At 61.1% G+C, this 24156-nt stretch carries 20 protein-coding genes, 1 pseudogene and 1 riboswitch; of the genes and pseudogenes, 13 read left to right on the top strand and 8 right to left on the bottom strand.

Annotated features, from left to right (window positions below):
* The 5 genes from FEF26_RS11215 to FEF26_RS11195 form a co-directional block, all read right to left on the bottom strand.
* Positions 1 to 1011 carry an LLM class flavin-dependent oxidoreductase gene (locus tag FEF26_RS11215; protein ID WP_138253627.1) on the bottom strand — a complete coding sequence of 337 codons (1011 nt, stop codon included), beginning with the start codon at positions 1009 to 1011 and terminating at the stop codon, positions 1 to 3.
* A gap of 55 nt (positions 1012 to 1066) precedes the next feature.
* Complete coding sequence (locus FEF26_RS11210) at positions 1067 to 2752, bottom strand: dipeptide ABC transporter ATP-binding protein (RefSeq protein ID WP_138253626.1); 1686 nt, start codon at positions 2750 to 2752, stop codon at positions 1067 to 1069.
* On the bottom strand, positions 2749 to 3597 hold the full coding sequence (locus tag FEF26_RS11205) for an ABC transporter permease (RefSeq protein WP_138253625.1): 849 nt from the start codon (positions 3595 to 3597) through the stop codon (positions 2749 to 2751). The genes FEF26_RS11210 and FEF26_RS11205 overlap by 4 nt, the downstream gene beginning before the upstream one ends.
* A complete protein-coding gene (locus FEF26_RS11200; RefSeq protein WP_138253624.1) occupies positions 3594 to 4532 on the bottom strand; it encodes an ABC transporter permease in 939 nt (312 codons plus the stop codon). The genes FEF26_RS11205 and FEF26_RS11200 overlap by 4 nt, the downstream gene beginning before the upstream one ends.
* A gap of 67 nt (positions 4533 to 4599) precedes the next feature.
* Positions 4600 to 6228 (bottom strand): TIGR04028 family ABC transporter substrate-binding protein, encoded by a 1629-nt coding sequence (locus tag FEF26_RS11195; RefSeq protein WP_138253623.1) that lies wholly within the window; start codon positions 6226 to 6228, stop codon positions 4600 to 4602.
* Between the two features lie 120 nt (positions 6229 to 6348).
* Positions 6349 to 6468: riboswitch (SAM riboswitch) on the top strand.
* A 41-nt stretch (positions 6469 to 6509) separates the two neighbouring features.
* Between FEF26_RS11195 and FEF26_RS11190 the strand changes: the two genes are divergently transcribed.
* The 8 genes from FEF26_RS11190 to FEF26_RS11155 all read left to right on the top strand — a co-directional run bounded on the left by FEF26_RS11190 (position 6510) and on the right by FEF26_RS11155 (position 14726).
* Positions 6510 to 7901: an O-acetylhomoserine aminocarboxypropyltransferase/cysteine synthase family protein gene (locus FEF26_RS11190; protein ID WP_138253622.1), complete on the top strand. Its 1392-nt coding sequence runs from the start codon at positions 6510 to 6512 to the stop codon at positions 7899 to 7901.
* Entirely contained in the window at positions 7898 to 9115 is a 1218-nt protein-coding gene (locus tag FEF26_RS11185) for a cystathionine gamma-synthase (protein WP_138253621.1), read from the top strand. Before FEF26_RS11190 ends, FEF26_RS11185 begins: the two co-directional genes overlap by 4 nt.
* Positions 9116 to 9171: 56 nt before the next feature.
* Entirely contained in the window at positions 9172 to 10164 is a 993-nt protein-coding gene (gene nudC / locus FEF26_RS11180; protein WP_166433004.1) for an NAD(+) diphosphatase, read from the top strand.
* Positions 10165 to 10228: 64 nt separating this feature from the next.
* Complete coding sequence (locus FEF26_RS11175; protein WP_138253619.1) at positions 10229 to 10834, top strand: helix-turn-helix domain-containing protein; 606 nt, start codon at positions 10229 to 10231, stop codon at positions 10832 to 10834.
* On the top strand, positions 10827 to 11567 hold the full coding sequence (locus tag FEF26_RS11170) for a B3/B4 domain-containing protein (RefSeq protein ID WP_138253618.1): 741 nt from the start codon (positions 10827 to 10829) through the stop codon (positions 11565 to 11567). Before FEF26_RS11175 ends, FEF26_RS11170 begins: the two co-directional genes overlap by 8 nt.
* A complete protein-coding gene (locus FEF26_RS11165) occupies positions 11564 to 12502 on the top strand; it encodes an EamA family transporter (RefSeq protein ID WP_243730544.1) in 939 nt (312 codons plus the stop codon). The genes FEF26_RS11170 and FEF26_RS11165 overlap by 4 nt, the downstream gene beginning before the upstream one ends.
* Complete coding sequence (locus FEF26_RS11160) at positions 12502 to 13398, top strand: dihydrodipicolinate synthase family protein (protein ID WP_138253617.1); 897 nt, start codon at positions 12502 to 12504, stop codon at positions 13396 to 13398. The genes FEF26_RS11165 and FEF26_RS11160 overlap by 1 nt, the downstream gene beginning before the upstream one ends.
* 266 nt (positions 13399 to 13664) lie before the next feature.
* On the top strand, positions 13665 to 14726 hold the full coding sequence (locus FEF26_RS11155; RefSeq protein ID WP_138253616.1) for an OmpA family protein: 1062 nt from the start codon (positions 13665 to 13667) through the stop codon (positions 14724 to 14726).
* A 38-nt stretch (positions 14727 to 14764) separates the two neighbouring features.
* Here the strand turns inward: FEF26_RS11155 and FEF26_RS11150 are convergent, their stop codons facing one another.
* Both FEF26_RS11150 and FEF26_RS11145 read right to left on the bottom strand, forming a co-directional pair.
* Positions 14765 to 16471, bottom strand: coding sequence for an ABC1 kinase family protein (locus tag FEF26_RS11150; RefSeq protein ID WP_243730543.1), 1707 nt, complete (start codon positions 16469 to 16471; stop codon positions 14765 to 14767).
* A 52-nt stretch (positions 16472 to 16523) separates the two neighbouring features.
* Positions 16524 to 17099, bottom strand: a complete 576-nt coding sequence (locus FEF26_RS11145) for a PadR family transcriptional regulator (protein ID WP_138253615.1) — start codon at positions 17097 to 17099, stop codon at positions 16524 to 16526.
* Positions 17100 to 17213: 114 nt separating this feature from the next.
* Here FEF26_RS11145 and FEF26_RS11140 point away from each other — a divergent pair, with 114 nt between their 5' ends.
* The 3 genes and pseudogenes from FEF26_RS11140 (at position 17214) to FEF26_RS11125 (ending at position 21285) form a co-directional block, all read left to right on the top strand.
* A complete protein-coding gene (locus FEF26_RS11140; protein ID WP_243730542.1) occupies positions 17214 to 17690 on the top strand; it encodes a GNAT family N-acetyltransferase in 477 nt (158 codons plus the stop codon).
* A gap of 415 nt (positions 17691 to 18105) precedes the next feature.
* Positions 18106 to 18930: pseudogene (gene erm, locus FEF26_RS11135) on the top strand (23S ribosomal RNA methyltransferase Erm).
* Between the two features lie 348 nt (positions 18931 to 19278).
* Positions 19279 to 21285, top strand: coding sequence for an aconitate hydratase (locus FEF26_RS11125; protein ID WP_138253613.1), 2007 nt, complete (start codon positions 19279 to 19281; stop codon positions 21283 to 21285).
* 87 nt (positions 21286 to 21372) lie between these two features.
* On the opposite strand, the gene FEF26_RS11120 is transcribed toward FEF26_RS11125, so the two are convergent.
* A complete protein-coding gene (locus tag FEF26_RS11120) occupies positions 21373 to 21945 on the bottom strand; it encodes a CGNR zinc finger domain-containing protein (protein WP_138253612.1) in 573 nt (190 codons plus the stop codon).
* A 36-nt stretch (positions 21946 to 21981) separates the two neighbouring features.
* On the opposite strand from FEF26_RS11120, the gene FEF26_RS11115 reads away from it, so the two are divergent.
* On the top strand, positions 21982 to 22833 hold the full coding sequence (locus FEF26_RS11115; RefSeq protein ID WP_208012905.1) for an alpha/beta fold hydrolase: 852 nt from the start codon (positions 21982 to 21984) through the stop codon (positions 22831 to 22833).
* Between the two features lie 469 nt (positions 22834 to 23302).
* A complete protein-coding gene (locus FEF26_RS11110; protein WP_243730541.1) occupies positions 23303 to 24094 on the top strand; it encodes a Type 1 glutamine amidotransferase-like domain-containing protein in 792 nt (263 codons plus the stop codon).
* Positions 24095 to 24156 lie beyond the last annotated feature (62 nt).

The raw sequence follows: 24156 nt of genomic DNA, 5'->3' as shown, positions 1-24156 counted from the left end.
TCACACTTTCTGCAGAACTTTGTCACTCAGTGCCCAGCCCAGCTGAGGGGCCACCTCAGTGGCGATCAACTCCAGGGAGCGCAGCGTCAGCTCATGGCCCGGGTCAATGGAGTGAACCTGGAAGCTCACGTCAGTGGAGCGGGCGATGATCTCATCGCCACTGAGCTGCTCGAGGACCTGCTCCGGGGTCCCGAAGTAACTGTTGGTCAGGCGGAAGAGTTCCTGGTCCGTCAGACTCTCCCCGCTGATCTTGTAGGTCCTGGCCGCCAGCTCCTCCAACCGGGGTCGGGCGGCCGCCGTCACAGATTCACGGTTCTCCTCATCGATGACCACCAAGGTGCGCGAGGTGAGGATACGTGCAGCGTCAGACTCCGGGAGGCTCTCCAGGTAGGTGTCGACAATCGGGTTCTGTGCCTCGTTGATGGAGATTTCTGGGCTGCCGGGCTGGACACGGGAAAGCATGAGTCCATCGCCGGCGCTGCCGGCTCGGGCGGCACCGTTGGAAGAGAAGGTCGCCTGCCAGATGCGCGACTCTAACCCTTCGGATAGGGGCTGGAGAGTTAAGCCGGTGTCGTCTATGGGTTCTCCTCGGAGGGCACTGCGCAGAACATCGAACTTCGCGGCGAAGAGCTCTCGTGGGTTCTCCCCGCCATATCCGAATGCCGCGAGGGTCTCTGGAGAGGCCCCGGGTGCGACTCCCAGTTCGAGTCGTCCGCCGGAGAGCTGGTCCACCACGGAGGCGTCCTCCGCGGTGCGCAGCGCACTCTCGTGGGGAAGCGTCACCACGGCAGTTCCCAGCCGGATGCTGTCGGTTGTCGCAGCAGCCGCACCCAGCATCGGCCAGGGCGAGGGGAGCCCACCTTCGTCGGCGTCAAAATGGTGCTGAGCGATCCACGCGGTGGTGAACCCGCAGGCTTCGGCGTGTCTCATCTGCTCCAGGGCGAACCTGTAGCGGTTCGCGGCGGTGTCATTTTCGAGAAGCCGGGTGAAGAATCCGATGCGGGGGGCCACGGGAATCCTGCTTTCTGGTGCCTATTGAGTGCGGGGACGGGTTTTTCTCTGCGGGTCAGGGAACTGTGGGCGTGATTCGGGGGCGGGGGATGGCGCTCAGCAGAGCACGGGTGTATTCATGCTCTGGAGAGTTGAACACCGCCTCGGTGGGTCCTGATTCCACCTGCTCCCCCGCAGCCAGCACGGAGACCGTATCGGCGATCTGCCTGACCACCGCGAGGTCGTGGGAAATGAAGACGTAGGTCAGCTCCAGCTCCTGCTGCAGTTTCTCCAGCAGACTCAAGATCTGCGCCTGAATGGTCACATCCAGCGCGGAGACAGCCTCATCGAGGACCAGCAGGTCTGGACGCAGCACAAGCGCCCGAGCTATCGCCACGCGCTGCCGCTGACCTCCAGAGAGTTCTCGCGGGAGACGGTCAGCAATCTCTGGGGGCAACGCCACCCGTTCAAGTTCGAGCAGAGCACGACGCCGCCGCTCGCCACGGTCTTTGACGCCGAAGTTTCGTAGTGGCTCGGCAACGATCTCCCCGACGCTTTGCCGGGGGTCTAGGGAACCGTAGGGGTTTTGGTAGACAAGCTGGACCTGTTTACGGAACTCAGGGCGTTTCCGCGCTGAGGCAACGTCAACTCCCCCGACTGTGACACTGCCTGTGCTCGGGGCGTGGAAACCGGCGATCGCCCGACCCAGGGTGGTCTTTCCCGATCCGGATTCGCCCACCAGAGCATGAGTGCTGCCCCGGGCGATCGTGAAGCTGACATCTTTGACCGCCGCGAACGAGGACTTTCCGGTCTTGTACCTGTGGGTGAGTCCATCTACAGCGACGAAACGTGGATCAGTCTGTGGAACAGGCCGGCGGTCTGGTGGGGACAGCAGGGACGGCGCATTCGAGAGCAACCGCTTGGTGTAGTCATCCTGTGGCGAGGTAAGGATTGTCCGGGCTGGGCCGCGTTCTTTGACGGTGCCCTGATGGAGCACCAGGAGCGAGTCTGCGCGTTCGGCAGCGACAGCCAGATCATGGGTGACGAACAGCACCGAGGCGTTGAGCTCGGTACGCAATTCGTCAATGAGGTCAAGAATTACCCGCTGCACAGTGACATCCAACGCGGAGGTGGGCTCATCGGCAATGATCAGCTCAGGCTCCAGGGCGATCGCCGCGGCGATCAACACACGCTGACGCTGTCCGCCAGAGAGCTCATGTGGGTACTGCCGGGCGCGCCGTTCTGGGTCATCGATGCCTACGCGTTCCAGGAGTTCCAGAGTTCTGCGCTGGCGGGTGCGCTTATCCCCGCGCCGGTGGATGCGCATCGCCTCAGCTACAGACCAGCCCACGGTCCGCACAGGATTGAGCGAGTTGCTGGGGTCCTGGGGGATCAGGCCGATGCGCCGGCCCCGGATGGGACGCATGGACTGATCGCTCAGCCGCAGGAGATCCAGATCCGCTGACCTGTCCCCCAGATGTGCGGTGCCTGAGGTGACGTTGCCCCCGGCTGGCAGCAGCCCGATGAGGGATTGGGCGATGGTGGACTTCCCTGAACCTGATTCGCCCACTACGGCTAGTGTCTCGCCGCGGTCCAGGGTGAAGGAGACCTGGTCAACTGCCGGTCGCTGCACGCCGCGTGAGGTGTAGGCGACGGAGAGGTCCTCGACAGCCAGCAGCGCAGAGCGGTGGGCGGAGGAGTCGAGCCGGTCCGCCGTCGTCGTGCTCTGCGGGGCGCTGTGCAGAGTCTCTGTTCGGTTCATGCGTTCCTCCTGGCTTGGATGGCGTAGCTGAGCCGGTTGGTGGACAGTACCGTGATCACCAGCACCAGTCCGGGCAGGGTGGTCAGCCACCATGCTGTGGCGACGAAGTCCCGGGACTCAGCGATCATCAGTCCCCACTCGGGGGTCGGTGGAGGAGCACCGTATCCCAGGAATCCCAGGGTGGAGATCTGTAGGATCGCACTGCCGAACTGCAGTGCAGCCAGCGCCAATACTGGGGTGAGCGAGTTCGGCAGAATGTGGCGCCAGAGGACTGTGCCGAAGCTGCCCCCGGAGCCGTAGGCGGCCTCCACAAAGTCGCTGCGCGAGACCTGCACCACCTGAGATCGGGACAAGCGGGCGAATGCTGCGATCGAGGTGATTCCCACTGCGATGGCCACGTTCACAGTGCCATAGCCCAACAGAATGATCACGCTCAGTGAGAGGAGCAGAGAGGGGATGGCCAGCAGCACATCGACGATGCGCATCAGCACCTCATCTACGCTTCTGTGCGAACTGCCGGAGAGTACTCCCATGGCGGTACCGACCAGGAACCCGACGGCGACGGCCATGAGCGCCCCCGTGAGGGTCTCTCTGGCTCCATAGATGACTCGGGAGAGCACGTCCCGGCCGGTGGAGTCCGTGCCAAAGAAGTGTTCGGCGTTGGGGGCCTGCAAGCTCGGGCCGACGTTGGCGATAGGATCATATGAGGTGAAGAGTCCCGGCACCAGGGCCCAGGAAACAGTGACCCCCAATGCCCCGAAGGCCAAGAGCACACTGGGACGAAGAAGCGACGTGCCGGTCTGGGCCTTGCGGGATCGGGTAAAGACTGTGGCGATGCTGCTCATACGCGCACCTTCTTTCGTAAACGTGGGTCCAGCACGGGGTAGAGCAAGTCCACAATCAGGTTAATCAGGACGAACGTCGCTGCGGAGAGCACCACGATCGCCTGCAGCACCGGCATATCCCGATTGGCCACCGCCTGCTCGGTCATTCGTCCGATCCCTGATCTGCCGAAGATGGTCTCGGTGACCACAGCTCCGGCGATCAGCTCACCGAAAAGAAGCCCGGCGATCGTCAGCGCCGGCAGCAACGCGTTGCCTAACACGTTGCGCCAGAGCAGCCAGTTGGTGGAAGCACCCTTGGCGCGTACCACCGAGACGAAAGGCTGACTGCGCACCTCATCGATGCTGCTCACCAGGATCTGCGCCAGTGGAGCTGCGATCGGCACACTGATGGCCAGCGAAGGGAGGACCAGCGCTTGCAGGTCAGAAGCCCCGATCACCGGGACAAGCCCCAGCTGAAAGGAGAAGATCTGGATCAGCACTATCGCCAGCCAGAACACCGGAATGGAAATAAACAGGGGAGGTAGGGCGCGCATCACCCGGCGTAGCCACGCGAAACGTCCGAAGGTGGAGGTGAAGGCGATGGTGAAGGCCAGCACCACAGCGAGCAGAAAACTGGTCAGCGTCAGCGCCGCCGTCTCCGGCAAGGCCGTGGTCAGCATCGAACTCACCGAGGCCCCGGTCTGGGCCGAATACCCCAGGTTTCCCGTCAGGAAGCCGGTCAGCGCAAGCCAGAACTGGGTCCACACCGGCTGATCCGCCCCCATGGATGCTCTGATCTCAGCGACCTCAGCGGAAGACAGTCCCAATTGCGGGCTGCCATAGCGCGCGATGACGGCATCTCCCGGCAGGTAGTGCAGCAGGAAGAACGTTGCGGTGAATGCCACGAGGAGCACCAGCAGCGCCTGTCCTAGCCGGCGCAGCACGTAGGACCACATCGAAAGTCAACCTTTGTCGAAGGGGGCGGGCGCTGTCACAGCTCCCGCCATGTCAAGGAGTGGGATCTCAGTCGTCCAGCGAGACGCCGTAGAAGCTTGGCCGTGCCACGGATTCTGTCTCGAACCCGAGGACATGTGGTTGAACGCCATAGACCTGCGGCTCTTCAAAGAAGGGCAGCACATAGGCGTTCTCCGCCAGATATTGCTGAGCCTGCTCACTGGCCACCACACGATCAGCCTCATTCGGCAGCGAGGCGATGTCTTCCAGGAGCGATTCCAGCTCCGGGTCTGTCACGTCCTCGTCGTAACCGTTGAGCAGAACGTTGCGGTTCTCGGAGTGGTACTGACTCTTGATGACGTCGTAATCCGCCCGGCCGACCATCGAGTGGAAGATCTGGACCAGCTCTGGGTCTTGGGCCTCCTCATTCTGCTGCGCACGGTCACCCGAAAGCAGCTCAAGCTCGATCCCCACCTCTCGCAGCTGCTGGGCCACCACCGTCACCAGTTCTGCCGAGCGAGGCTGCGGATGTGCCTCGTTGACGGTCAGCTGTAGGCGCTCGCCGTCGCGTTCGCGAATCCCGTCGGGGCCTTCCTCCCAGCCAGCTTCCTCAAGTAATTCGATCGCCCGATCAGGGTCATACTCATAATGTTCTGACTGGTCCGAGTAGCCCAAGGCGTCGGAGGCCAGCGGGGAGGTCGCCAACGGGTAGGAATCTGTAAAGAGGTTTTCCAAGACCGCTTCACGGTCCACCGCGTGAATGATGGCCTGGCGAGTCTCCAGGTCCTCCAAAATGGGGTGACCGATGCGGAAGTTGAAGCCGTTGTTCACCGATTTGGTGCCATAGGCCTCGATCGACGCGCCGGAGTTCTCCAACTGCTCTTCGTCCTGAGCTTCGATCTGACGGGCCACGTCTGCTTGACCGGACACCAGAGACCCGATGCGTACGCTGTCCTCCGGGGTGACAATCACCTGGACTGCGTCAATCTGTGCGGGCCCCTGGTGGTCGTGTTCTTCCGGTGCCCAGTCGTAGTCTTCGCGGGCCTCCAGGGTGTACTCGGTGCCCAGTTCTTCTTCTGCGACAACGAAGGGGCCGGAACCAATGATGGTCGTCGCGTTCCCCGGACCGAAGTCCTCCTGTGTGTGGTCAAGCGTCTCGTCAGAGAGCAGCCCGGAGTTGATGGTCGAGGCCGCCTGAGCGAAGCCAGGGGCCGGTTCGGTGAAATGGAACCGAACAGTGGTCTCGTCAATGACCTCGCCGTAGTCATAGTTGTTGATCGCCTCGGAGACTGACAGGGTGCGGTCAGAGTCACCTTGACCGTAGAGGTCAAAGTTCTTGACCACGTTTTCGGCCGTGAGTTCCGTTCCGTCTGAGTACGTGACGTCGTCCCGGATAGTGAAGGTGAATTCGGTGGCGTCGTCGTTCACCTCGGGAAGGTCGGTGGCGATCCAGGGGTGCAGCTCCAGCGTCTCGGGGTCCTGCCAGAGCAGCCGGTCAGCGATGTTATTGATGACCGCCCCATTGGGGTAGAAGCCCGCCGCTGGCGGGTAGAGGGTGTCATACGGCTGGTGTTCGAGGTACGTCAGGGTACCGCCGGATTCCGGTTCGCCCTCGGTATCGGCATTACCGCCGCACGCGACAAGGGCGAGTGAAGCTGCGAGCACGGGGACGCCCAGGCGAAGGTGTGAAGGACTCATACGATGAACATACTGATTCATCCGCTCAACCCAGAAGCTTTGTGACGCGATGTGAAGGACCGGCATAGAAACTGCCATCTGGGTGTGAGCATTTGCGTCCTGGGTTATTATGTTCAGAGGGATCACGAGTACCGGTTCATCAAAGCTCTGGCTGGCCGGTCGGCAACCCTTCCGCTGTGACGGGGTGCCCCAGATGACGATCCGACCGGCGTTCACGATGTTCGCTGGTAAGCACGGCGCGATCGCGGCTCGCCCGCATCGCCCCAACGGCAGGGGAATGTATGCCATCACTGCGAAAGCCGGACTGTAGCGCTACAGCGCAGATTCACGCCGGACTGAACTCAGATTCAGACCTACGGCCAGTGCAACCACCGGTCTATCTCTCCGCGGCCTATGACTTCACCAGCCTCCGCGATGCCCGTGAAGCCTTCGCCCAGCGTGAGGCAGCCTTCACCTATTCCCGTACTGGCAGTCCCACCGTGGCGCTGTTGGAGCGGCGCGTGGCGGAGCTCGAAGCCGGTGTCGGCGCCGTCGCTGTCGCATCAGGGCAAGCCGCCATCGCTCTGACTCTCTTAGCCCTGGCAGGGCGTTCCGGTCAGAGCCCCGACGGTCGCGCTCACGTGGATATCCCCGCCGGGCATGTAGTGGCCTCCGCCAAGATCTACGGCGGCACCGCGGACTTGCTCAACGATTCCTTGGCGGAGGCCGGCATCAGTGTCTCCTGGGTCGACCCACATCAGCCCCAGGCTTGGGCCGATGCTGTCACAGAGCGAACACGTGCCTGCCTTGTGGAGTCCATCGGCAATCCGCACGCTGACCTTCCCGATATTCCCGCCCTGGCTCGGATCGCCCGCACCGCGCAGATCCCGCTGATCGTGGACAACACACTCGCCAGCCCTTACCTAGTGCAGCCTGCCAAGCTGGGTGCGGACTTCGTCATTCACTCGGCCACCAAGTACCTGTCCGGAAATGGCACCGCGCTTGCCGGCGTCGTCGTCGACGCGGGGAGCTTCTCCCCCACCGATCAACCGCACAAATGGCCGCAGTTCACCGCCGCGACGGCCCGTTTTGGTGATACGCCGTTGGTGGAGCGCTATGGCGAGCACGGCGCGGTGCTTCATCTGATCCGCGCCAAGTACTTGCATGACTTCGGCCCCTGCTTAGCGCCGTGGAGCGCCCAGCAGGTCCTGGAGGGGATCGAAACCCTTGATGTGCGCCTGGACCGGCACTGTCGCAACGCCGAGACGCTGTCCGAACGGCTCTCGAACCATTCAGCTGTGCACCGTGTCCGCCACCCCAGCCTCCGCGGAGACCCTAATGCCGCACTCGCCAAGCGCGACTTTCCTCGGGGCACTGGCGCGGTGCTGTCCATTGAGCTGGCAGGCGGGCCCACAGTTGTGGAGCGGTTCATCGATTCGCTCACGCTTTTCAAACTGGCCGCGAACATCGGTGACGCCCGCTCGATGGTCGCCCACCCGGCGTCGATGACCCATTGCCGGCTCAGCCCCGAGCTGAGAGCCGCCGGTGAAATCACTGAGCAGACAGTCCGCTTCTCTGTGGGGCGGGAGAACGTCGAGGACCTGTGGAGTGATCTCCAGCAGGCCTTCGCCGCCAGTGGATGGGGATCTGACGACGACGCCGCTTCGCGGTTGAAGAAGGAGGCCCTGGTATGAGCCTGCGCACGAAAACAGCGAGAACGACGGCGCGACCAGATCTCAGGATCCGTCCGGGTTTCGCGACGGATGCAGTACACGCCGGCCAGGAACCCGACCCGCTGACCGGGGCCGTGGTACCTCCGATCTACCAGACCTCCACCTTCACTCAGCATGGGGTCGAGACCCTGAAGAACGGGTATGAGTACTCGCGCGGCGGCAATCCCACGCGCAACGCGTTTGAGACACAGCTCGCGGCGCTGGAGAACAGTACGGCAGCGTTCGCATTCGCCTCCGGGATGGCTGCCGAAGACGCTCTACTCAGGGCAGTACTGCGTCCTGGGCATACAGTCATCGCCGCCGCTGAGAGCTACGGAGGCACACACCGTCTCCTCACCCATGTCTATTCCCGATGGGGAGTCCGGACAGTGTTCGTGGACCCGCAGGACCCCGGAGAGCTGGAACGCGCCCTTACTGCAGATCACAGCGCCAAGGTGCTCTGGGTGGAGACACCTACCAACCCGCTCCTGACGGTACTGGACATCGCGGAATGGACCCGGATCGCCCACGCCTACGGTGTCTTGTGCGTAGTGGATAACACCTTCGCCTCTCCCGCGTTGCAGACTCCCCTGAGTTTGGGCGCCGATGCGGTGGTGCATTCGACCACTAAATACATAGGTGGCCACTCAGATGTGCTCGGCGGAGCCGTCGTCGTCGGTAATGCTGTGTGGGAAGATCAGCCGCTTCAGGACCTGGTGGGCTTCCAGCAGTTCGCCGTCGGGGCGGTCGCGGGTCCTCAGGACTCATTTCTTGCGGCCCGAGGGCTCAAAACGTTGGGAGTGCGCATCCGTCAGCACTGTGAGAATGCCGCGTGCATCGCAGACTGGCTCACCACCCACCCACGGGTCGAACAGGTTTTCTACCCCGGCCTGCCGGAACACAGCACTCACCACATCGCAGCGCAGCAAATGTCCGGATTCGGAGGACTGGTGACCCTGCGCGTGACCGGTGGCGAGGCCGCTGCACGCGTCGTCGCTGAATCCACGCGACTCTTCGGTCTCTCAGTCAGCTTGGGGGGCGTGGAATCCTTGATCTCCCACCCGGCCACCATGACGCATGGCTCCACCGCGGGCACACCCCAGGCACCACCCCGAGATCTCGTGCGGCTGTCGGTGGGGATCGAGGATGTCGAGCATTTGATCGACGATCTCGACCGAGCGCTGCTCACCCCCTAAGGTTCGCGACCCTCTTCAAGCCCGCTTTGCTCAGGTCGGCGCGGTACTGTGTGGCGGTGTCGCCTGATTCTCGCCTCCGTGCCCGCACCCTCACCGCGCCCCGGCTGGACCGCCATGACCAGGATCGCCAAGACAGTGATTGGCTGAGCCGCGTATGGGCACTGCCGAGCACCCGCGTGCTGCGCATCGACCGAGGCAAAGCGCCTCTTGACGCCGACGCCGGTTCGCCGAACGAGGCTCAATCCGGCACGGAACCACACCTCTTGCTGAGCGCACCTCAGGGGGCGCTGCCGGTCAACGCCATCTACATTGGTGAAATCAGCGACCAGGACTCCGGCACCTTCCCCGACGGCACCGCACCTGGCCACGTCGTAGCAGTACCGACCGAGAACTCACACGCAGATAATGGTCACGATTCTTCACCTCAGGCGACCCCCTGGGAAAGCCTGCGCAGCGTAGGCAGCCTGCTGCCGGCCGTCCAAGCTGAACTGCTCACTCATGCCACCGCCCTCACCGCCTGGCACGCTTCCTCCGCATTCTGCGCAGCCTGCGGCGGTGCCACGGAAACACTCAGCTCAGGCTGGGCGCGGGGCTGCCTGCAATGCACCACAGTGCACTTTCCCCGCACTGATCCGGCAGTCATCACGGCAGTGATTGGCGCCGATGACTGCCTTCTCCTGGGCTCGGCCGTGCGGTGGGAGACTCACCGCTACTCCACATTCGCTGGGTTCGTAGAGGCTGGCGAATCCCTGGAGAGCGCCATAGTGCGTGAGGTGAAAGAGGAAGCCGGCGTCGTCGTAGACCACGTCGAGTACATCAGCTCTCAGGCGTGGCCTTTCCCCCGCTCGCTCATGCTGGGATTCCTGGCTCACACCAGCGATTCCTGCGCGACCGCTGACCAGGACGAGATCCGCGAGGTCCGCTGGTTCACCCGCGAACAACTCCGCGACGCCGTCACAAACGGCACTGTCACGCTGCCGTCCAGATCATCAATCTCCCACGCCCTGATTACTCACTGGTACGGAGGCGTACTGCCTGAAACGGACTAAAACAGCACGACGCTGCCCCCAAAAGTGCACTAACTGACCCCAATTAGTGCACTATACTGCTCACATGGATGAGTATCAGAGCACTTTATCGACAGCCATCGGACTACGGGTGCGCGAACATCGCACCACACGTGGATGGACCCTTGACCACTTAGCGCAGGCGTCAGGTCTAAGTCGCAGAATGCTGATCAATGTCGAGCAGGGGACGGCCAACCCAAGCGTGGGAACCCTGCTGAAACTCAGCGAAGCATTGGGTGTGGGACTGCCCGAACTCGTGGAGCCTCCTGCGGTTCGCGGTGCCAGGGTGACCCGAAAAGGTGAAGGGGCACTGCTCTGGTCCGGGGAGGCAGGCGGACGTGGCGTACTGATGACATCGGTGGGCCCTCCCAACGTCGTGGAACTGTGGGATTGGAGCCTCGGCCCGAATGATACCCATTCGAGCACTGGCCACACTCCGGGCACCAAGGAATTGCTCCAGGTGCTGGAGGGGTCAATGGAGGTCGATGTCCAAGGCGAAATCCACACACTCACCACTGGTGATGCACTGAATTTCCCTGGTGACATCCCGCATTCCTATGCCAACCCTCATCACATACCAGCCCGATTCACTCTGACCGTCTTCGAACCCGGCCTGACAGCCACACCACGCAAGGAGACCATTCGTGCCTGAACTGACTGACCTCAAGAGCTTTCTCACTGCCGCGCATGTTGACGAAGAGGTCTTTACGCTTCGCCCCGACTACACAGCACTACTGCTCGTCGCCGACGGGATTGCTCCCGGAGCCTCCGATGCCGCCAGCGAGAAACTCGTGCACCGAGCAGAAGAGTTCGGTGCCGCTCTGCAGCAGGAGCAGCGCGTTGAGGAATGGGAGCATATCGCGTCCTGGCGGGAGGCTCACCGTGCTTTCGGTGCGAAACCGAAACGAACCCGCAACAGTCTTGAAGCTCTGACCCTCCGCACTGAGTCAGGACTCCCACGCGTGAACCGACTGACCGACATCTACAACGCCATCTCGGTTCTGCACCAGATCCCGCTGGGTGGTGAGGACCTGAACGGTTACACCGGAGCGCCACGGCTGGTGCGCGCCAAAGGCGATGAACCGTTCGACGTGAAGTCCGGAGGCGAGGTCATTACCGAATACCCGAAGCCCGGCGAAGTGATCTGGTGCGATGACCTGGGTGGCACGTGCCGACGGTGGAACTGGCGGCAGGGCTCACGCACGCAGCTCACCGATGAGACAACCCAGGCACTGTTCATCATGGACGCGCTCAGCCCGGTCGGTAACAAGGATCTCCTTGCAGCGGCAGAAGACTTAGTGAGGCACCTCAGGGCATTCAGCCCCGGCCTGCGATCAGCACATCGGGTGATCACCGCAGAGAACGCCACCGGGATCAGCGTGTGACCTCGAAACTCTTCATCCGGATTCCAGGCCCACCATGGTTACTGGCGGTCGTGGCCATCTTCGCCATCCAATTGAGTTCCGCCCTCTCAGTAGGGCTGATCGAAAGTGTCGGCCCAGCGGGGGCCGCTTGGCTGAGACTGAGCCTGGGCGCCGTGCTTCTGATACTGATAGCTCCCCCACCGCTGCGGTCCATTCGACGCCGCGATGTCCCGGTGCTCTTAGCACTGGGAGCTGCCATGGGACTGACGACGGTTGCTTTCTTGGCCTCAATCGAACGGATTCCCTTGGGCACTGCGGTGGCTATCGAATTCCTCGGCCCCCTGAGCGTCGCCGCGATGCGAAGCGGAAGTCTGCGTGCTTTGACCTGGCCGCTTCTTGCCCTGTGCGGAGTCGTACTCCTTACCGAACCGTGGCAAGGCGATATCAACCTTCCCGGCGTGGGCTTCGCGCTTCTTGCTGGTGCCGGGTGGGGTGCCTACATCGTCCTTCTACAGAAGGTAGGCGACCGGTTCACCGGCTCCGGAGTGCTCTCCATTATTCTGCCGATTGCGGCAGTCGTCGCTGCAATCATGGGGGTTCCCCAGGCTGCGCCCAATATCGATTTTCAGATACTCCTTCTCGCTCTGGGGCTGGCTCTGTTGGCTCCGGTGGCTCAGTTCATTCTCGAACTCGCAGCACTGCGAAAAATGACCGCCACCGCCTTCGGCTCGCTTATGGCCCTTGAGCCCGCAGTAGCCCTGCTTTTGGGACTGATTGTGCTGACACAGTTCCCGAGCACCATCCAAACTCTAGGAATAGTCCTAGTGGTCGTTGCCGGAGCGGCCGCCCAACGCCACGGACGCCGTGACCATGCTCTCCTGGAGACCGGGTCTTCGCCCATTGCGCCTGCGACGAATAAATCTGTCCGACATCCACGTCCCGAAAGTGAGTTGTAATGTTCACAGGCCTCAGCGCATTCCCCCTGACCCCCATCAAGGATGACGCCGTCGATGAGGCAGGTTTCGTTCGCCTCATAGAACGTCTCACCTCAGCGGGCGTCGACTCAATCACCGCCCTAGGTTCAACCGGGTCCTATGCCTACCTATCACCAGCAGAGCGTGCCCGCGTTGCAGAACTGGCGGTGACTCATGCGAAGAACGTGCCCGTGATCGTAGGAGTGGGGTCGCTGCGCACCTCCGACGTCATCACCAATGTGGAGAACGCCCAGCAGGCAGGTGCCTCCGGACTCTTGGTGGCACCGATGAGCTATCAACCCCTAACTGAGGATGAGGTCTATGGCTTGTTCCGCGCCGTGACTGAGATTGCTTCAGTGCCGGTCGTCGTCTACGACAACCCGACAACAACCCACTTCACCTTCAGCACTGAGCTCTACGGGCGCATCGCCACGTTGCCAGCGATCGCCTCCATCAAGATCCCACCGGTTGATACTGATCTCCAGCGTGCACGCGCGCGTGTTGAAGAGATTCGTTCCGTCATTCCCGGTGATGTGACGATCGGAATTTCAGGTGATTCTGCTGCGGCAATTGGGCTGCTTGCAGGTTGCGATGCCTGGTACTCCGTCATTGCTGGCACTTTGCCCGAGCTGGCTCAGCGCATTAGCAGACCAGCTCTGAACGGAGATCTCACCGAGGCTCTTGCGGCGTCTCAACGACTGACTCCGCTATGGGACCTCTTTGCTGAACACGGCAGCCTTCGGGTTGTCGCAGCAATCGCCGAACATTTCAGACTCACTGATCGACCCAACCTTCCTGCACCTATGCACGGGCTCTCTGCTGTGAAGCTTGCCCGGGTCCGCAACGTATTGGAGGACCTTGAAGTCACTCCCCTATAAGCCGTATTTGTGATAGAACCTTGCATTAAGAGCCACTGTTGTGAGCATTGCTGTGAGGCTCCTAGGCGTGACCACCCGGCACAAGAGAATCCAGCGAGGAGCATCGCGATGACAGCCGCTGCATCGACTCCACCGTTGAAGACGACGCTTCTGCGCCCTGCATCCGGAATGGCGGTGTTGGTAGCCCTAGTCCTGACGGGCTGTCCCCCTGCAGATCCCGAGGAAGGTGATGGTGGAACCACAACCTCCCCGGATTCCACCTCAACGTGGAGATCGCCGATTGCGTGGAGGCGGAAGATTCCGGTGAGGCCACTGTGACCTGGCTCGAGGATGTTGTCATCGCAGAAGAACAGCATGAGGGACTTGATGACGTGACGGTCGAGGTCGGTGGTGAAACCCTGACAATTCCCGGTGCGCCGTCAATCGTCGTACCGGAGCGAGTGGGTCAGGCCGGTTGCATCATCGAGTACGACGCCCCAGGGGGATGCCTGCCAGCTGTGGAAATCTCGCCTGCGTATACGCCGGGCTTCACGCTTCCAAGCCGCTCTATCCCGGAAGTCGATTTGCCAGATGGGACGGTACTTCCGGAAGTGACCCCGAAAGAGATTCAGGTCAGTGCGGTGGAGGAGCCTGGGATAAGGCAAGAGGAAGCGTGTCAGTCTGATGAATCAGAATTGGATGGCGGCGACTACGTACCCCTAGCCCACCGGCCCATCGCAGTGCGCTCAATCACTGTACAAGGCATTGAAACCCAGTCAATTCAGACTCGTCCCATTCACGAAGCAGGAGATGGGTTTGTGCCTCAAATGGTGCTGCCCCAAGTCGTAGCGCCACAGCTGGTGGTCCCACAGGTTGTTGTCCCCCAAGGGATCCTGGAGGCCTACCAGCTGGAGGGCGCAGAGGACACAGAACGCACAGACGGTGACGATGAAGTCTCCTACATCACTGAAGGCGATGTGCTCTTTGACAGTGACGAGTTCGACCTGCGCCCAGATGCTGAATCAGAGCTTCAGGCCATCGCCGAAGACATGGCCCTGCGCGATGATGACTACCTCATTGACGTCGAAGGGCACACCGACAACCTTCCGACCAGTACCTTTGCCGACAACTACGAGCTCTCAGAATTACGCGCTGAGTCTGTGGCGGACTGGCTGGTCGAAAACGCCGGTGTTGACGCTGATGCTGTGTCAACCTCCGGTCTCGGTGAGGACTACCCGCGTGGCAGCAATGACACCGATGAGGGCCGTCAGCAAAACCGGCGAGTCGTCATCACGGTGAAGCCAGCCGAAGGGACCTCAGACATTGACTACGAACTCGAAGACGGCTGAGCCGGTCACCACGAACCAACAGCCCTGACTTTGGACACTTAACCCTTGCCTCTCCGTCCAGGCAAGACGGAGTGCAGAAGTGGGATGAGGGACACGGCCATCACCGCGTAGCCGATAGCACTGTGGTCGGTGACCAGCAGAGTTCCAGTAATCGCCAGTCCTGTGAAGAGCACTGCGGAGATGACTCGCCGGCCGACCCGTTCTAGGGAGGCGATTCTGCGGTCGAGATCAGGGGTGCGCACCGCGATGCGTCCGGCTTCAATGCGGTCGGCTACTTCGGTAAGCCGGCCCGGCAGCCGATAGGCGGTCGCTACGGTGCTCGCGACCTTTTGCGCCGCGTCTTGAACTGCTGGGCCGGTTTGGTCACGGATGAGCTGCTCGGCGTAGGGCTCGATGGCGTCCCAGATGTTGAACCGAGAATCCAGAGTGCTGCAGACCCCCGAGATGAGGGACACTGTGCGCAGCATCAGCAGGAAGTTCTCCGGCAGCTGGAACGGCAGCGAGCGCACCAGCTCGCCGAACTCATTGGCGAACTCCCTGAATTCACGGGGATCTACTTCTTTCAGCTCTGCGAAGCCCATCCCGCCGAACCGTGCGAAGAGCTGAGTCATGGCCCGTTCAAGTTCGGCAGTGTCTGCCGATGGGAGCAGAACGCCTACGTCCTGAATGCCCTCAACCAGAGCCTTGCCGTCTCGCGAGGCCGCGGCGATGAACACCCTGCGCAGCCCTTTGCGCAGAGTGTCCGGGATTTCCCCCATCATGCCGAAATCGATGAAGGTCAAGTGCCAGTGCGGGCCCTGAGCTGCCTCTGCAGGGACTTCACGATTGGGCGCCGCCGGGGTGACGAAGATATTTCCAGGGTGTGGGTCGGCATGGAAAAAGCCGTGGACGAACAGCTGATCGAACATCACGTTCGCGAACTCTGTGGCAACTTCTGAGGGGTCGATGCCCGCTGCTTTGAGCTTCTCCACATCATTGATCTTGATCGCGGTGACATCCTCAAGGGTGAGTACCTTCCGGGTGGTGCGTTCCCACATCACCTCAGGAGTGGAGACCCGCGGATCCTTAGCGAAGTTCGCAGCGAAACGTTCTGCATTGGACGCCTCGTGGAGATAGTCGATTTCCTCCATGCTGGTGGTGGCGAACTCCTCCACCAGCGCGGGTGCGTCGACACGACTACTGACTAAACGGATTCTGGACAGCCACCTTCCGACCCTCCGGAGCGCGGCCAGGTCCACATCGACGATTTCGTCAATCCCAGGGCGCTGTATCTTCACCACCGCGGCATTAAAGCCAGCTAGCTCGGCGTCGTCGTCCGTGGGTGTTGCTCGATGCGCCTGACCCAGTGAGGCGGCCGCTACGGGGGACGGGTCCATCGAGGCGTAGATGCCCTCAAGAGGTGCGCCGAGTTCTGCCTCTGCGACCTGCTTGAGGTCCGGAAAGGCCACGGGGGTGACCTCATCCTGCAGTCCTTCCAACTCCTTGGTGATCTCCGGAGGCAGCACATCAAGGCGCGACGAAAGGTACTGGCCGACCTTGATCATCAGCCCACCGAGGTCGACGGCGAGGGCATGAAAACGCTGAGCCAGACGCTGCATACGCCGAGACCGGCCCGGTGCGGAAAGCCGACCCAGACCAAGTCGGGGCAGGAACAGCTCGAACCACCACACCTGTGCCAGGTGGAGTGCAGCGAATCGCAGAATTCGACGGTACCGGGTACGGAGCGGTTTAGCCGAAGCTCTCACTCGACGCCCTGGAGGCCGCAACCCCACTGGTCACTCGTTGCGGGCACGCCGTTCAGTCCTGAGCGAGGATGGAATACAGTTTGCGGCGCACCTGGTCGATCTCATGCTCCGCCTGCTTGATCTGGTCAGGTGTCCCGGAGCGGCCGACCTGCGCTGCTGCTTGAGCCAGTTCCATCCCCGCCTTGGACAAAGTCCGGACCGAATGACCATGGTGATCGGCGCCCTGCCACTGAGCAGGCAACTGATCCGTTGCGGCTGCAGCTTCACGGCCTTCTTCCGTCAGTGAATATGTCTTGCGTCCACCTTCTGCCTCAGCATGGATAAGGCCTTCATCGGCCAGAAGCTGGAGCGTGGGGTATACCGAGCCAGGGCTGGGCTTCCATGCCCCTCCGCTGCGCTGTTCAATCTCGTGAATGATCTGGTATCCGTGCATCGACCGTTCGGCCAGAAGGGAAAGAACCGCCGCACGTACGTCACCACGGCTGGCTCGCGGTGCCGATTTGTTCTTAAAAGCGCCGCGCAGTTGGTCCAGGGCGTCCCAGATATCAGCTGAGGGGCCCCCTGCGGGTGGCCGGCAGTCTCCGAAGATGCTCCTGCCGCGTGAGTCTCCTCGAGTTGAATCAGTCATCACAACCTCCTAAACGCCGCACCCACTATGGGTTCGGACTGACTTAACGATATATCGGTGAGCACCTTTTGGCGAGGATGTGACGTTTCGAGACTCACCGGTAATGTGTCCGCTGTGACGATTCGCCAGCTATTAGGGTCCGACCGGTGGATCCTGCGTGAAGCCACGCTGGCAAATATGAACTGGAGCCGGACGCGTTTCACTCTCGACGACGTCGATGCCAGCCCCGAAATCTCTCACTACTTTACGAACTTCCCTTCCGGAGCGGACTTTGGGCTCGCTGACGATGAGGGCGGCGTCGTGAAAGCTGTCGCGTGGTTGGTGCACTTCTCCGCCGATGATCCGGGGTATGGATTCGTGGATCCAGAGACGCCGGAGTTGAGTATGACGACGTTCGCCGCATGGCGAGGTCTGGGCATCGGCAGTTCCCTGCTGTCGGAGCTGATAAGCCAGGCGCGCAGCCGCGGCGTCCCTGCTATCAGCCTCAGCGTTGAGGACGGCAATGATGCGCGCCGACAGTACGAGCGGGCAGGCTTCAGCCGCGTCGGGCGCAACGCAAGTTCCGACACGATGCTGCTCGACCTGAGGTAGAGAACGTGGACAGCGCGTTCTCTTGAACTGCTAACTCCGCAATGCTGCTCAGGCCGAGGGAAAGCTTGAGGACTCGCAGTCGGACAACCTGCCAATTTGGCGGTCGGATTCCTTGTCCTCGGCTTGGCCGGTTATGATGCCAGCATGGGAAATGGAGCATCAATAAAGTTCGCCGCGATGCGTCCTTGGATGGACGCTGCGGCGTCGAGCATCTGATCTAAAGACCCCAAAGGCACTGCGCATGCCCTCGGCTGCGCCTCAAGCCGTGCCCACATCTCACGCGTCTGCTTAGATCTTCCTGCGCTTCGCCGCACCAGCCGTAAAGCTGGGCGGCACAGGACAGACCCCACACATCTGCGTCTGCGCAGTGTTTCTGTGCCTGCCTGGAACCATCACGATTCCAGGGAGAACTTCCTTGCATACCTTCACCGACGGCCGTCACGAACACGGCCAGAACTTCCTCACTGATAACCGCACTATCGCTCAGATCATCGATATCGTCAGCCGCACACAGGGCCCGATCCTGGAGATCGGACCAGGGCGAGGCGCACTCACCCTGCCCTTGCAAAAGCTCGAACGTCCGCTCACCGCCGTGGAAATCCACTGTAGGCTCGCGCGAGCGTTGGAAACCAAGCTTCAAGGGCAGAACCAAGTGGTCACCGCTGATTTCCTCAGCTATCCGCTGCCCCGTAAGCCACACGTCGTCGTAGGGAATCTGCCGTTTCACTGAACCACCGCCCTGCTGCGGAAATTACTCCACGACCAGCACTGGAACGAGGCCGTTCTTCTCACGCAATGGGAAGTCGCCCGACGACGTGCAGGAGTGGGTGGGTCGAGCATGATGACCGCCCAATGGGCGCCGTTCTATGAGTTCGCGCTGGAAGGCCGAGTGCCTGCGCGTGCCTTTACACCGGCCCCGAGCGTTGACGGTGGGATCTTCACTATGAGCCGGCGCTCGATTCCCCTGGTGCCGTGGGCTGATCGAAAACGGTATGCGCGATTCATCCATTCAGCGTTCACCGGACCGGGGCGGCGTATAGCGCAGATCCTGAGGCGCATCCGCGGATTGACTAAATCCGAGGTGGGCCATTTATGCGGCCGAGCAGGGGTTCACGCTCAATCTCTGCCAAAGGACCTCACTGCCGAGCAGTGGGCAAAACTGTGGGCGTGCCTTCCCGGCTCCATGGGAAAGTCTGCGCGCGGCGGGCCTCACCGTCGCCAGGCCACGAGACCTTCATAGCATCGCTTCTCAGCGCAGCAGTGAATCATTGACGCTGGCGAACTCATCTGCATACCCTCGGAAGTTCGAGGCCCATTCATATAGGGCCACCGCCAATGAGCATTGGAGGCTCTTCATGGCACCCTGCGACACCTGCGGGAACACGTACGAAACTCCTATGACTATCACCCAAAATGGCCGCAGCGGCGTCTTCGACAGCTTCGAGTGTGCCATGCACGCTATGGCGCCGACCTGCGGGACGTGCGGCTGTCGGATCTTGGGGCACGGCACCAAGGCACATGGAGAGATTTACTGCTGCGACCACTGCGTCCCCGTTTAGCAGCACGGCCGACAGGCAGGAGGTAGGGGATGTCACTCAATGTAGCCCAGAAACTCATTCACTCGCACTTGATCAGTGGAACACCAGAACCCGGTCACGAAATCGGGCTGAGCATCGACCAGACCCTCACTCAGGACGCTACTGGGACAATGGTGATGCTGGAACTTGAGTCGTTAGGCCTGGGACGCATCAAAACCGAACTCTCCGTCCAGTACGTTGATCACAACCTTCTGCAGACGGACGAGAAGAACACTGAAGACCACCTGTTCCTGCAGTCAGCCGCCGAACGCTACGGGCTCTGGTTTTCGAAAGCGGGCAATGGCGTCTCCCATCCGGTCCACCAAGCCCATTTCGGCAGACCCGGTGCCACGATGATCGGGTCCGACTCGCATACATGCGCCGCCGGTGCGCTGGGAATGCTGGCCATCGGAGCCGGTGGTCTAGAGATCGCCATGGCGATGGCTGGGGACCCTCTTTACGTTGAGATGCCACAGATTTGGGGTGTCGAACTCACGGGTGAGCTGCCGGACTGGGTATCCGCTAAGGATGTCATCCTTGAGCTGCTGCGCCGCCATGATGTCAAAGGCGGAGTCGGCAAGATCATTGAGTATCACGGAGAAGGACTCGCACACCTGACAGCCATGGACCGTCACGTCATCGCGAACATGGGAGCTGAACTCGGTGCGACAACGACAGTTTTCCCAGCGGACGACGCCGCCCACGACTACCTGAAAGCTGTGGGCCGCGAAGACGACTTCACTGAGTTGCTCGCTGACGAGGGCGCGACCTACGACGTCGAGGAGCGCATCGATATGTCGAGTCTGGAACCACTCATTGCCAAACCCTCCTCTCCTGGCAACGTGGTGACGGTGCGTGAGGTCGCAGACGAGGAGGTACACCAAGTGGTTGTGGGTTCCTCGGCCAACCCGGGTCTGCGCGATTTCGCTGTGGTTGCTGAAATTATGCGCGGTAGTCAGACCGCCAGCGGAGTGTCCCTGGACATCAACCCCACGTCACGAGAGATCCTGCAAGACCTCACCCGCGGCGGCTGGATACTTGAGTTGATCCGTTCTGGGGCTCGCATCCATCAGTCCGGTTGCCTGGGCTGCATCGGCATGGGCCAGGCCCCGGCAGTGGGTCGCAACAGCTTGCGCACGATGCCGCGCAACTTCCCAGGTCGCTCCGGAACGGACGAGGACTCTGTGTGGCTGTGTTCTCCGGAGACTGCGGCCGCAGCTGCGCTGACTGGGCGCATCACCGATCCGCGCGATCTGGACATGAGCTATCCCTCACCTGAGTTGCCGGAGAAGTACAGCATCAACACTGAGATGTTGAGCCCGCCGGTGGAGGAGTCTAAGGCGCGTGAGGTGGAACTGGTCAAGGGCACCAACATCAAGTCCCTTCCTACTTTCGATCCGCTGCCTGAGGACATTGAGCTTCCGGTGCTGCTCAGTGTGGGGGATAACGTCTCCACAGATGAGATCATGCCTGCAGGTTCACGGGTCCTGCCCTACAGAAGCAACATCCCGAAGATCGCCGAATTCGTCTATATCCAGATCGACGACACCTACCCCACCAGGGCGGCGAAGAACGACGGCGGACACGCCATCGTCGGCGGTGACAACTACGGCCAAGGATCCTCACGGGAGCACGCGGTGATTGCTCCTCGCCACCTTGGGCTGCGCGTGGTAGTCGCAAAGTCCTTCGCCCGAATTCACTGGCAGAACCTGGCCAACTTTGGGGTGCTGCCCCTGGAGTTCGCCGATCCGGCTGATGCCGAGCAGATCAGTCAAGGTGATGTGCTCTCCTTCTCGGGCCTGCACCAAGCTCTGCGGTCTGGGAACTCAGTGACGGTTCGGGTCGGTGATGAACCGATCGAGCTGCGTCATCGGCTTTCGCAACGGCAAATGGAGATGGTTTTAGCTGGAGGCAGGATTCCCTACCGCGCCGCCCAGTCGGAGGAGGCCGACAATGCTGGCACGCAGGACAGCGACGTACCCCCTGAAAAAGTCAAGCCCACCCAACCCGAAGGCTGAGAGCTTTCTGGTCGGTATACGTTAAGAGAAGCGCTCAATCCAGTACGAGGCGTCTAATCTGCCACTTCAGTCGTGGAGAGGATGGACTCATTCCTGGATCTGAGCGGGCTGGCCCTTCTGCGCATGCCGCTGAACCTTAGCGCGATTGCCACAGCGACGCATTGAGCACCAGCGCCGCTTCATTCCGCGCGAAGCATCGACGAACACCAGGCCACACCGTTCGTGCTCGCACTCCTTAACCTTCCCGGTGCCGTACTCCCCCACCATCCAAATGAATTCATGAGCCAGCACGGTCAACAGGTTGGACACTGACCCGACGGCAGGTCGAGTAACGACCCCACCCTGCTCACGCGGAGCTTTCTGCAGGAGCGCACCTGGCAACGAGCACGCATGCTGATTGATCAAGTCGATGTCGACTGAACGAGCGGGCCCCTTCGGAGACATCACCAATGCGTACAGCGCTTCTCGGAACTGCCGAACTTCTTCAAGTTCACGGTCGCCAGCGCAGAAGGCATGAGGACCGAACCCTTGGGCATCAGCCCACCGCGTGATGCTCGCCGGGGTCGTCAACGTCTCCCGGGGCGTTGCGGACCAACGATCGCGCTTGGTATTGACCAGGTCGAGACTGGCGAAACCGCCAATAAACAACCAATTTTCCATTTCCCTACCCTATAACTAACCACCTTATGTGGTTAGATGGCTTCTATGAGGCGCATCACACAACTCAGTGACATCAAGATGAGCTATACCGATACTGGCGGCACACAGCCTTTAGTGGTGCTTCTTCATGGGTGGCCCCAAACCTCTCAGTGCTGGGCTCGGGTCATTCCTGACCTGGCTCAGCACTACCGCGTGGTCGCGCCTGATCTGCGCGGATACGGCCTGACGGACAAGCCTCGCGGTGGCTTTGACAAGAAATCGATGGCTCAGGATATTCGGGAGCTGGTCAACCACCTTGGCTACAGCTCAGTGCGCATTGTCGGTCATGATCGGGGCGCCAGGGTCGCTCACCGATTCGCACTTGATCACGGAGAAGTGCTCACGCATCTCACAGTTCTAGACATTGCCCCGACGCTTCACATGTTCCGCCACGGCAGCATGGACACCGCCCATGGATACTGGCACTGGCTTTTCCACATGAAAGACGATCTCCCGGAGCTGCTGGTCGGCCCCCATATTGATGCGTACCTTCGCTTCTTCTTTGAGCGATGGACCCTGCAGCGCGGTGCCCTAGAGCCGGTCATTGGCGACTATGTGGAGGCATTCTCTCAGCCCGGGGCGCTGCGTTCTGGGTTCGACGATTACCGGGCCACAGACATTGATCTGGTCCATGACGCGGGAGATTTCGACGCCGGAAGAACTGTTGACCTCCCGGTCCAGGTGCTCTGGGGCGCCCAGGGACTTGTAGGAGGCAAAGACGTCGTCGAGTTTTGGAAGCCTTTCGCTCCGAATGCTTTCGGAGAACCAATAAGTGATTGCGGCCATTTCATCCCGGAGGAACAGCCTGAAATCCTGCTCGATAAGCTCAAGCACCACCTTGCAGCGTAGACCAAGTCCGCCCTCGCTCTCAGCAGCAACAGGTCTATGCAGTTTTCCGCACAGCTCTGAGGAGGTTGTCTTGGCACAGACAAGACGACGACGCCCCACCACCCAGATCACTATGATTCCTGCCGCTGACCAGCACGCTCACGAGCCACATGAGAGCTGGGACGATCTCTTGCCCGAACACCGCGACCCCTCGGTGGCCTCACTGGCTGTCGTGACAGAGAGCCCATGGGTGAGATGGGCCTGCATCATCGCTGTCGGCGCCCCTGGTTGCGCGGGTGATTCTTGGCTGTCCGTTCGTTTCCACGCTTGTAGTTTCCAGTGATCCGAGCCACAACCTACGCTGCGGTAAGCCTGACACTGGTCCGTGCTGCGGCGTTGTTCTTCATGGGCCGGCGCCCAGGATCGTTTCACCGGAATAGAACTGAAGCCCTCCGCCTAAGACCCGTACAGTGGAACAAACAGGGCTGGCATGAGCCGGGAATATATCGGTGCTGAGAGGGAATGGATGAAGGGGACAGTCGTTGCGCTCGGTGGTGGCGGGTTTTCCATGTCTGATAGCGGACTGACGTCGATCGATAAGTACATTCTGGAACTCACGGGAGAATCCCGCCCAAAGGTCTGCTTCATCCCGACAGCTAGCGGAAACGCGTCGAGCTACGCACACAAGTTTGAGGCCGCATTTGGCGGATACGCCGAGACCTCAGTGCTCTCGTTATTCTGCCAACAACCGTGGGGCTACACAGACCCCCGGTTCCTCCTAGACCAGGACATCGTGTACGTAGGAGGTGGATCCACAGCCAACCTTCTTGCTATCTGGCGCCTGCACGGTTTGCCTGAGATTCTGGAAGAGGCTGCCGGCGTGGGCACTGTGCTTGCAGGCATCAGTGCTGGCATGAACTGTTGGTTTGAAAGCTCCTCCACAGATTCTTTCGGCCCTCTAGCGCCATTGAACGATGGGCTGGGGTTTATCCCCGGTAGTGCATGCCCGCACTACTTCGGAGAACCGGGGCGTCGCGAAAAGTACCTGCAATGGGTGGGCGAAGGCATCTTGGGAGATGGGTTCGCGGTCGACGAATACTGCGCGTTGGTGATGAAAGACGGGATCTTCGATGAAGCAATCGCTGAACGACCCGGTCACCCTGCCTATCGAGTCATTCGTCAGGGGCATGCAGGAATCGAAGCCGACTTACCTGTCCGGCTCCTTGGCCGGCCCATTGCAGGCTCTCCCAGTGTTAGTTCGCCAGATGGACGAGCCACCTAGCTGTAGTTCCCCGTGAGGTTGTGAACGCGGGCTGAGGGAACAGCGCCTCCGATGGCGGTGTG

Origin of the sequence: Nesterenkonia salmonea (assembly GCF_005771525.1) — a bacterium.
Taxonomy (GTDB): Bacteria; Actinomycetota; Actinomycetes; order Actinomycetales; family Micrococcaceae; genus Nesterenkonia; species Nesterenkonia salmonea.
Note: the sequence above shows the minus strand (reverse complement) of the source record. Positions and strands in the feature narration are given on the sequence as shown.

What these genes read in the sequence shown, in the direction of transcription:
- FEF26_RS11205 (WP_138253625.1), bottom strand. Translation starts at nt 3,597, where the DNA reads ATGAGCAGCATCGCCACAGTCTTTACCCGATCCCGCAAGGCCCAGACC.
- FEF26_RS11110 (WP_243730541.1), top strand. Translation starts at nt 23,303, where the DNA reads ATGAGCCGGGAATATATCGGTGCTGAGAGGGAATGGATGAAGGGGACA.
- FEF26_RS11120 (WP_138253612.1), bottom strand. Translation starts at nt 21,945, where the DNA reads ATGGAAAATTGGTTGTTTATTGGCGGTTTCGCCAGTCTCGACCTGGTC.
- FEF26_RS11160 (WP_138253617.1), top strand. Translation starts at nt 12,502, where the DNA reads ATGTTCACAGGCCTCAGCGCATTCCCCCTGACCCCCATCAAGGATGAC.
- FEF26_RS11145 (WP_138253615.1), bottom strand. Translation starts at nt 17,099, where the DNA reads ATGACTGATTCAACTCGAGGAGACTCACGCGGCAGGAGCATCTTCGGA.
- FEF26_RS11200 (WP_138253624.1), bottom strand. Translation starts at nt 4,532, where the DNA reads ATGTGGTCCTACGTGCTGCGCCGGCTAGGACAGGCGCTGCTGGTGCTC.
- FEF26_RS11185 (WP_138253621.1), top strand. Translation starts at nt 7,898, where the DNA reads ATGAGCCTGCGCACGAAAACAGCGAGAACGACGGCGCGACCAGATCTC.
- FEF26_RS11175 (WP_138253619.1), top strand. Translation starts at nt 10,229, where the DNA reads ATGGATGAGTATCAGAGCACTTTATCGACAGCCATCGGACTACGGGTG.
- FEF26_RS11190 (WP_138253622.1), top strand. Translation starts at nt 6,510, where the DNA reads ATGCCATCACTGCGAAAGCCGGACTGTAGCGCTACAGCGCAGATTCAC.
- FEF26_RS11125 (WP_138253613.1), top strand. Translation starts at nt 19,279, where the DNA reads ATGTCACTCAATGTAGCCCAGAAACTCATTCACTCGCACTTGATCAGT.
- FEF26_RS11115 (WP_208012905.1), top strand. Translation starts at nt 21,982, where the DNA reads ATGGCTTCTATGAGGCGCATCACACAACTCAGTGACATCAAGATGAGC.
- FEF26_RS11195 (WP_138253623.1), bottom strand. Translation starts at nt 6,228, where the DNA reads ATGAGTCCTTCACACCTTCGCCTGGGCGTCCCCGTGCTCGCAGCTTCA.
- FEF26_RS11210 (WP_138253626.1), bottom strand. Translation starts at nt 2,752, where the DNA reads ATGAACCGAACAGAGACTCTGCACAGCGCCCCGCAGAGCACGACGACG.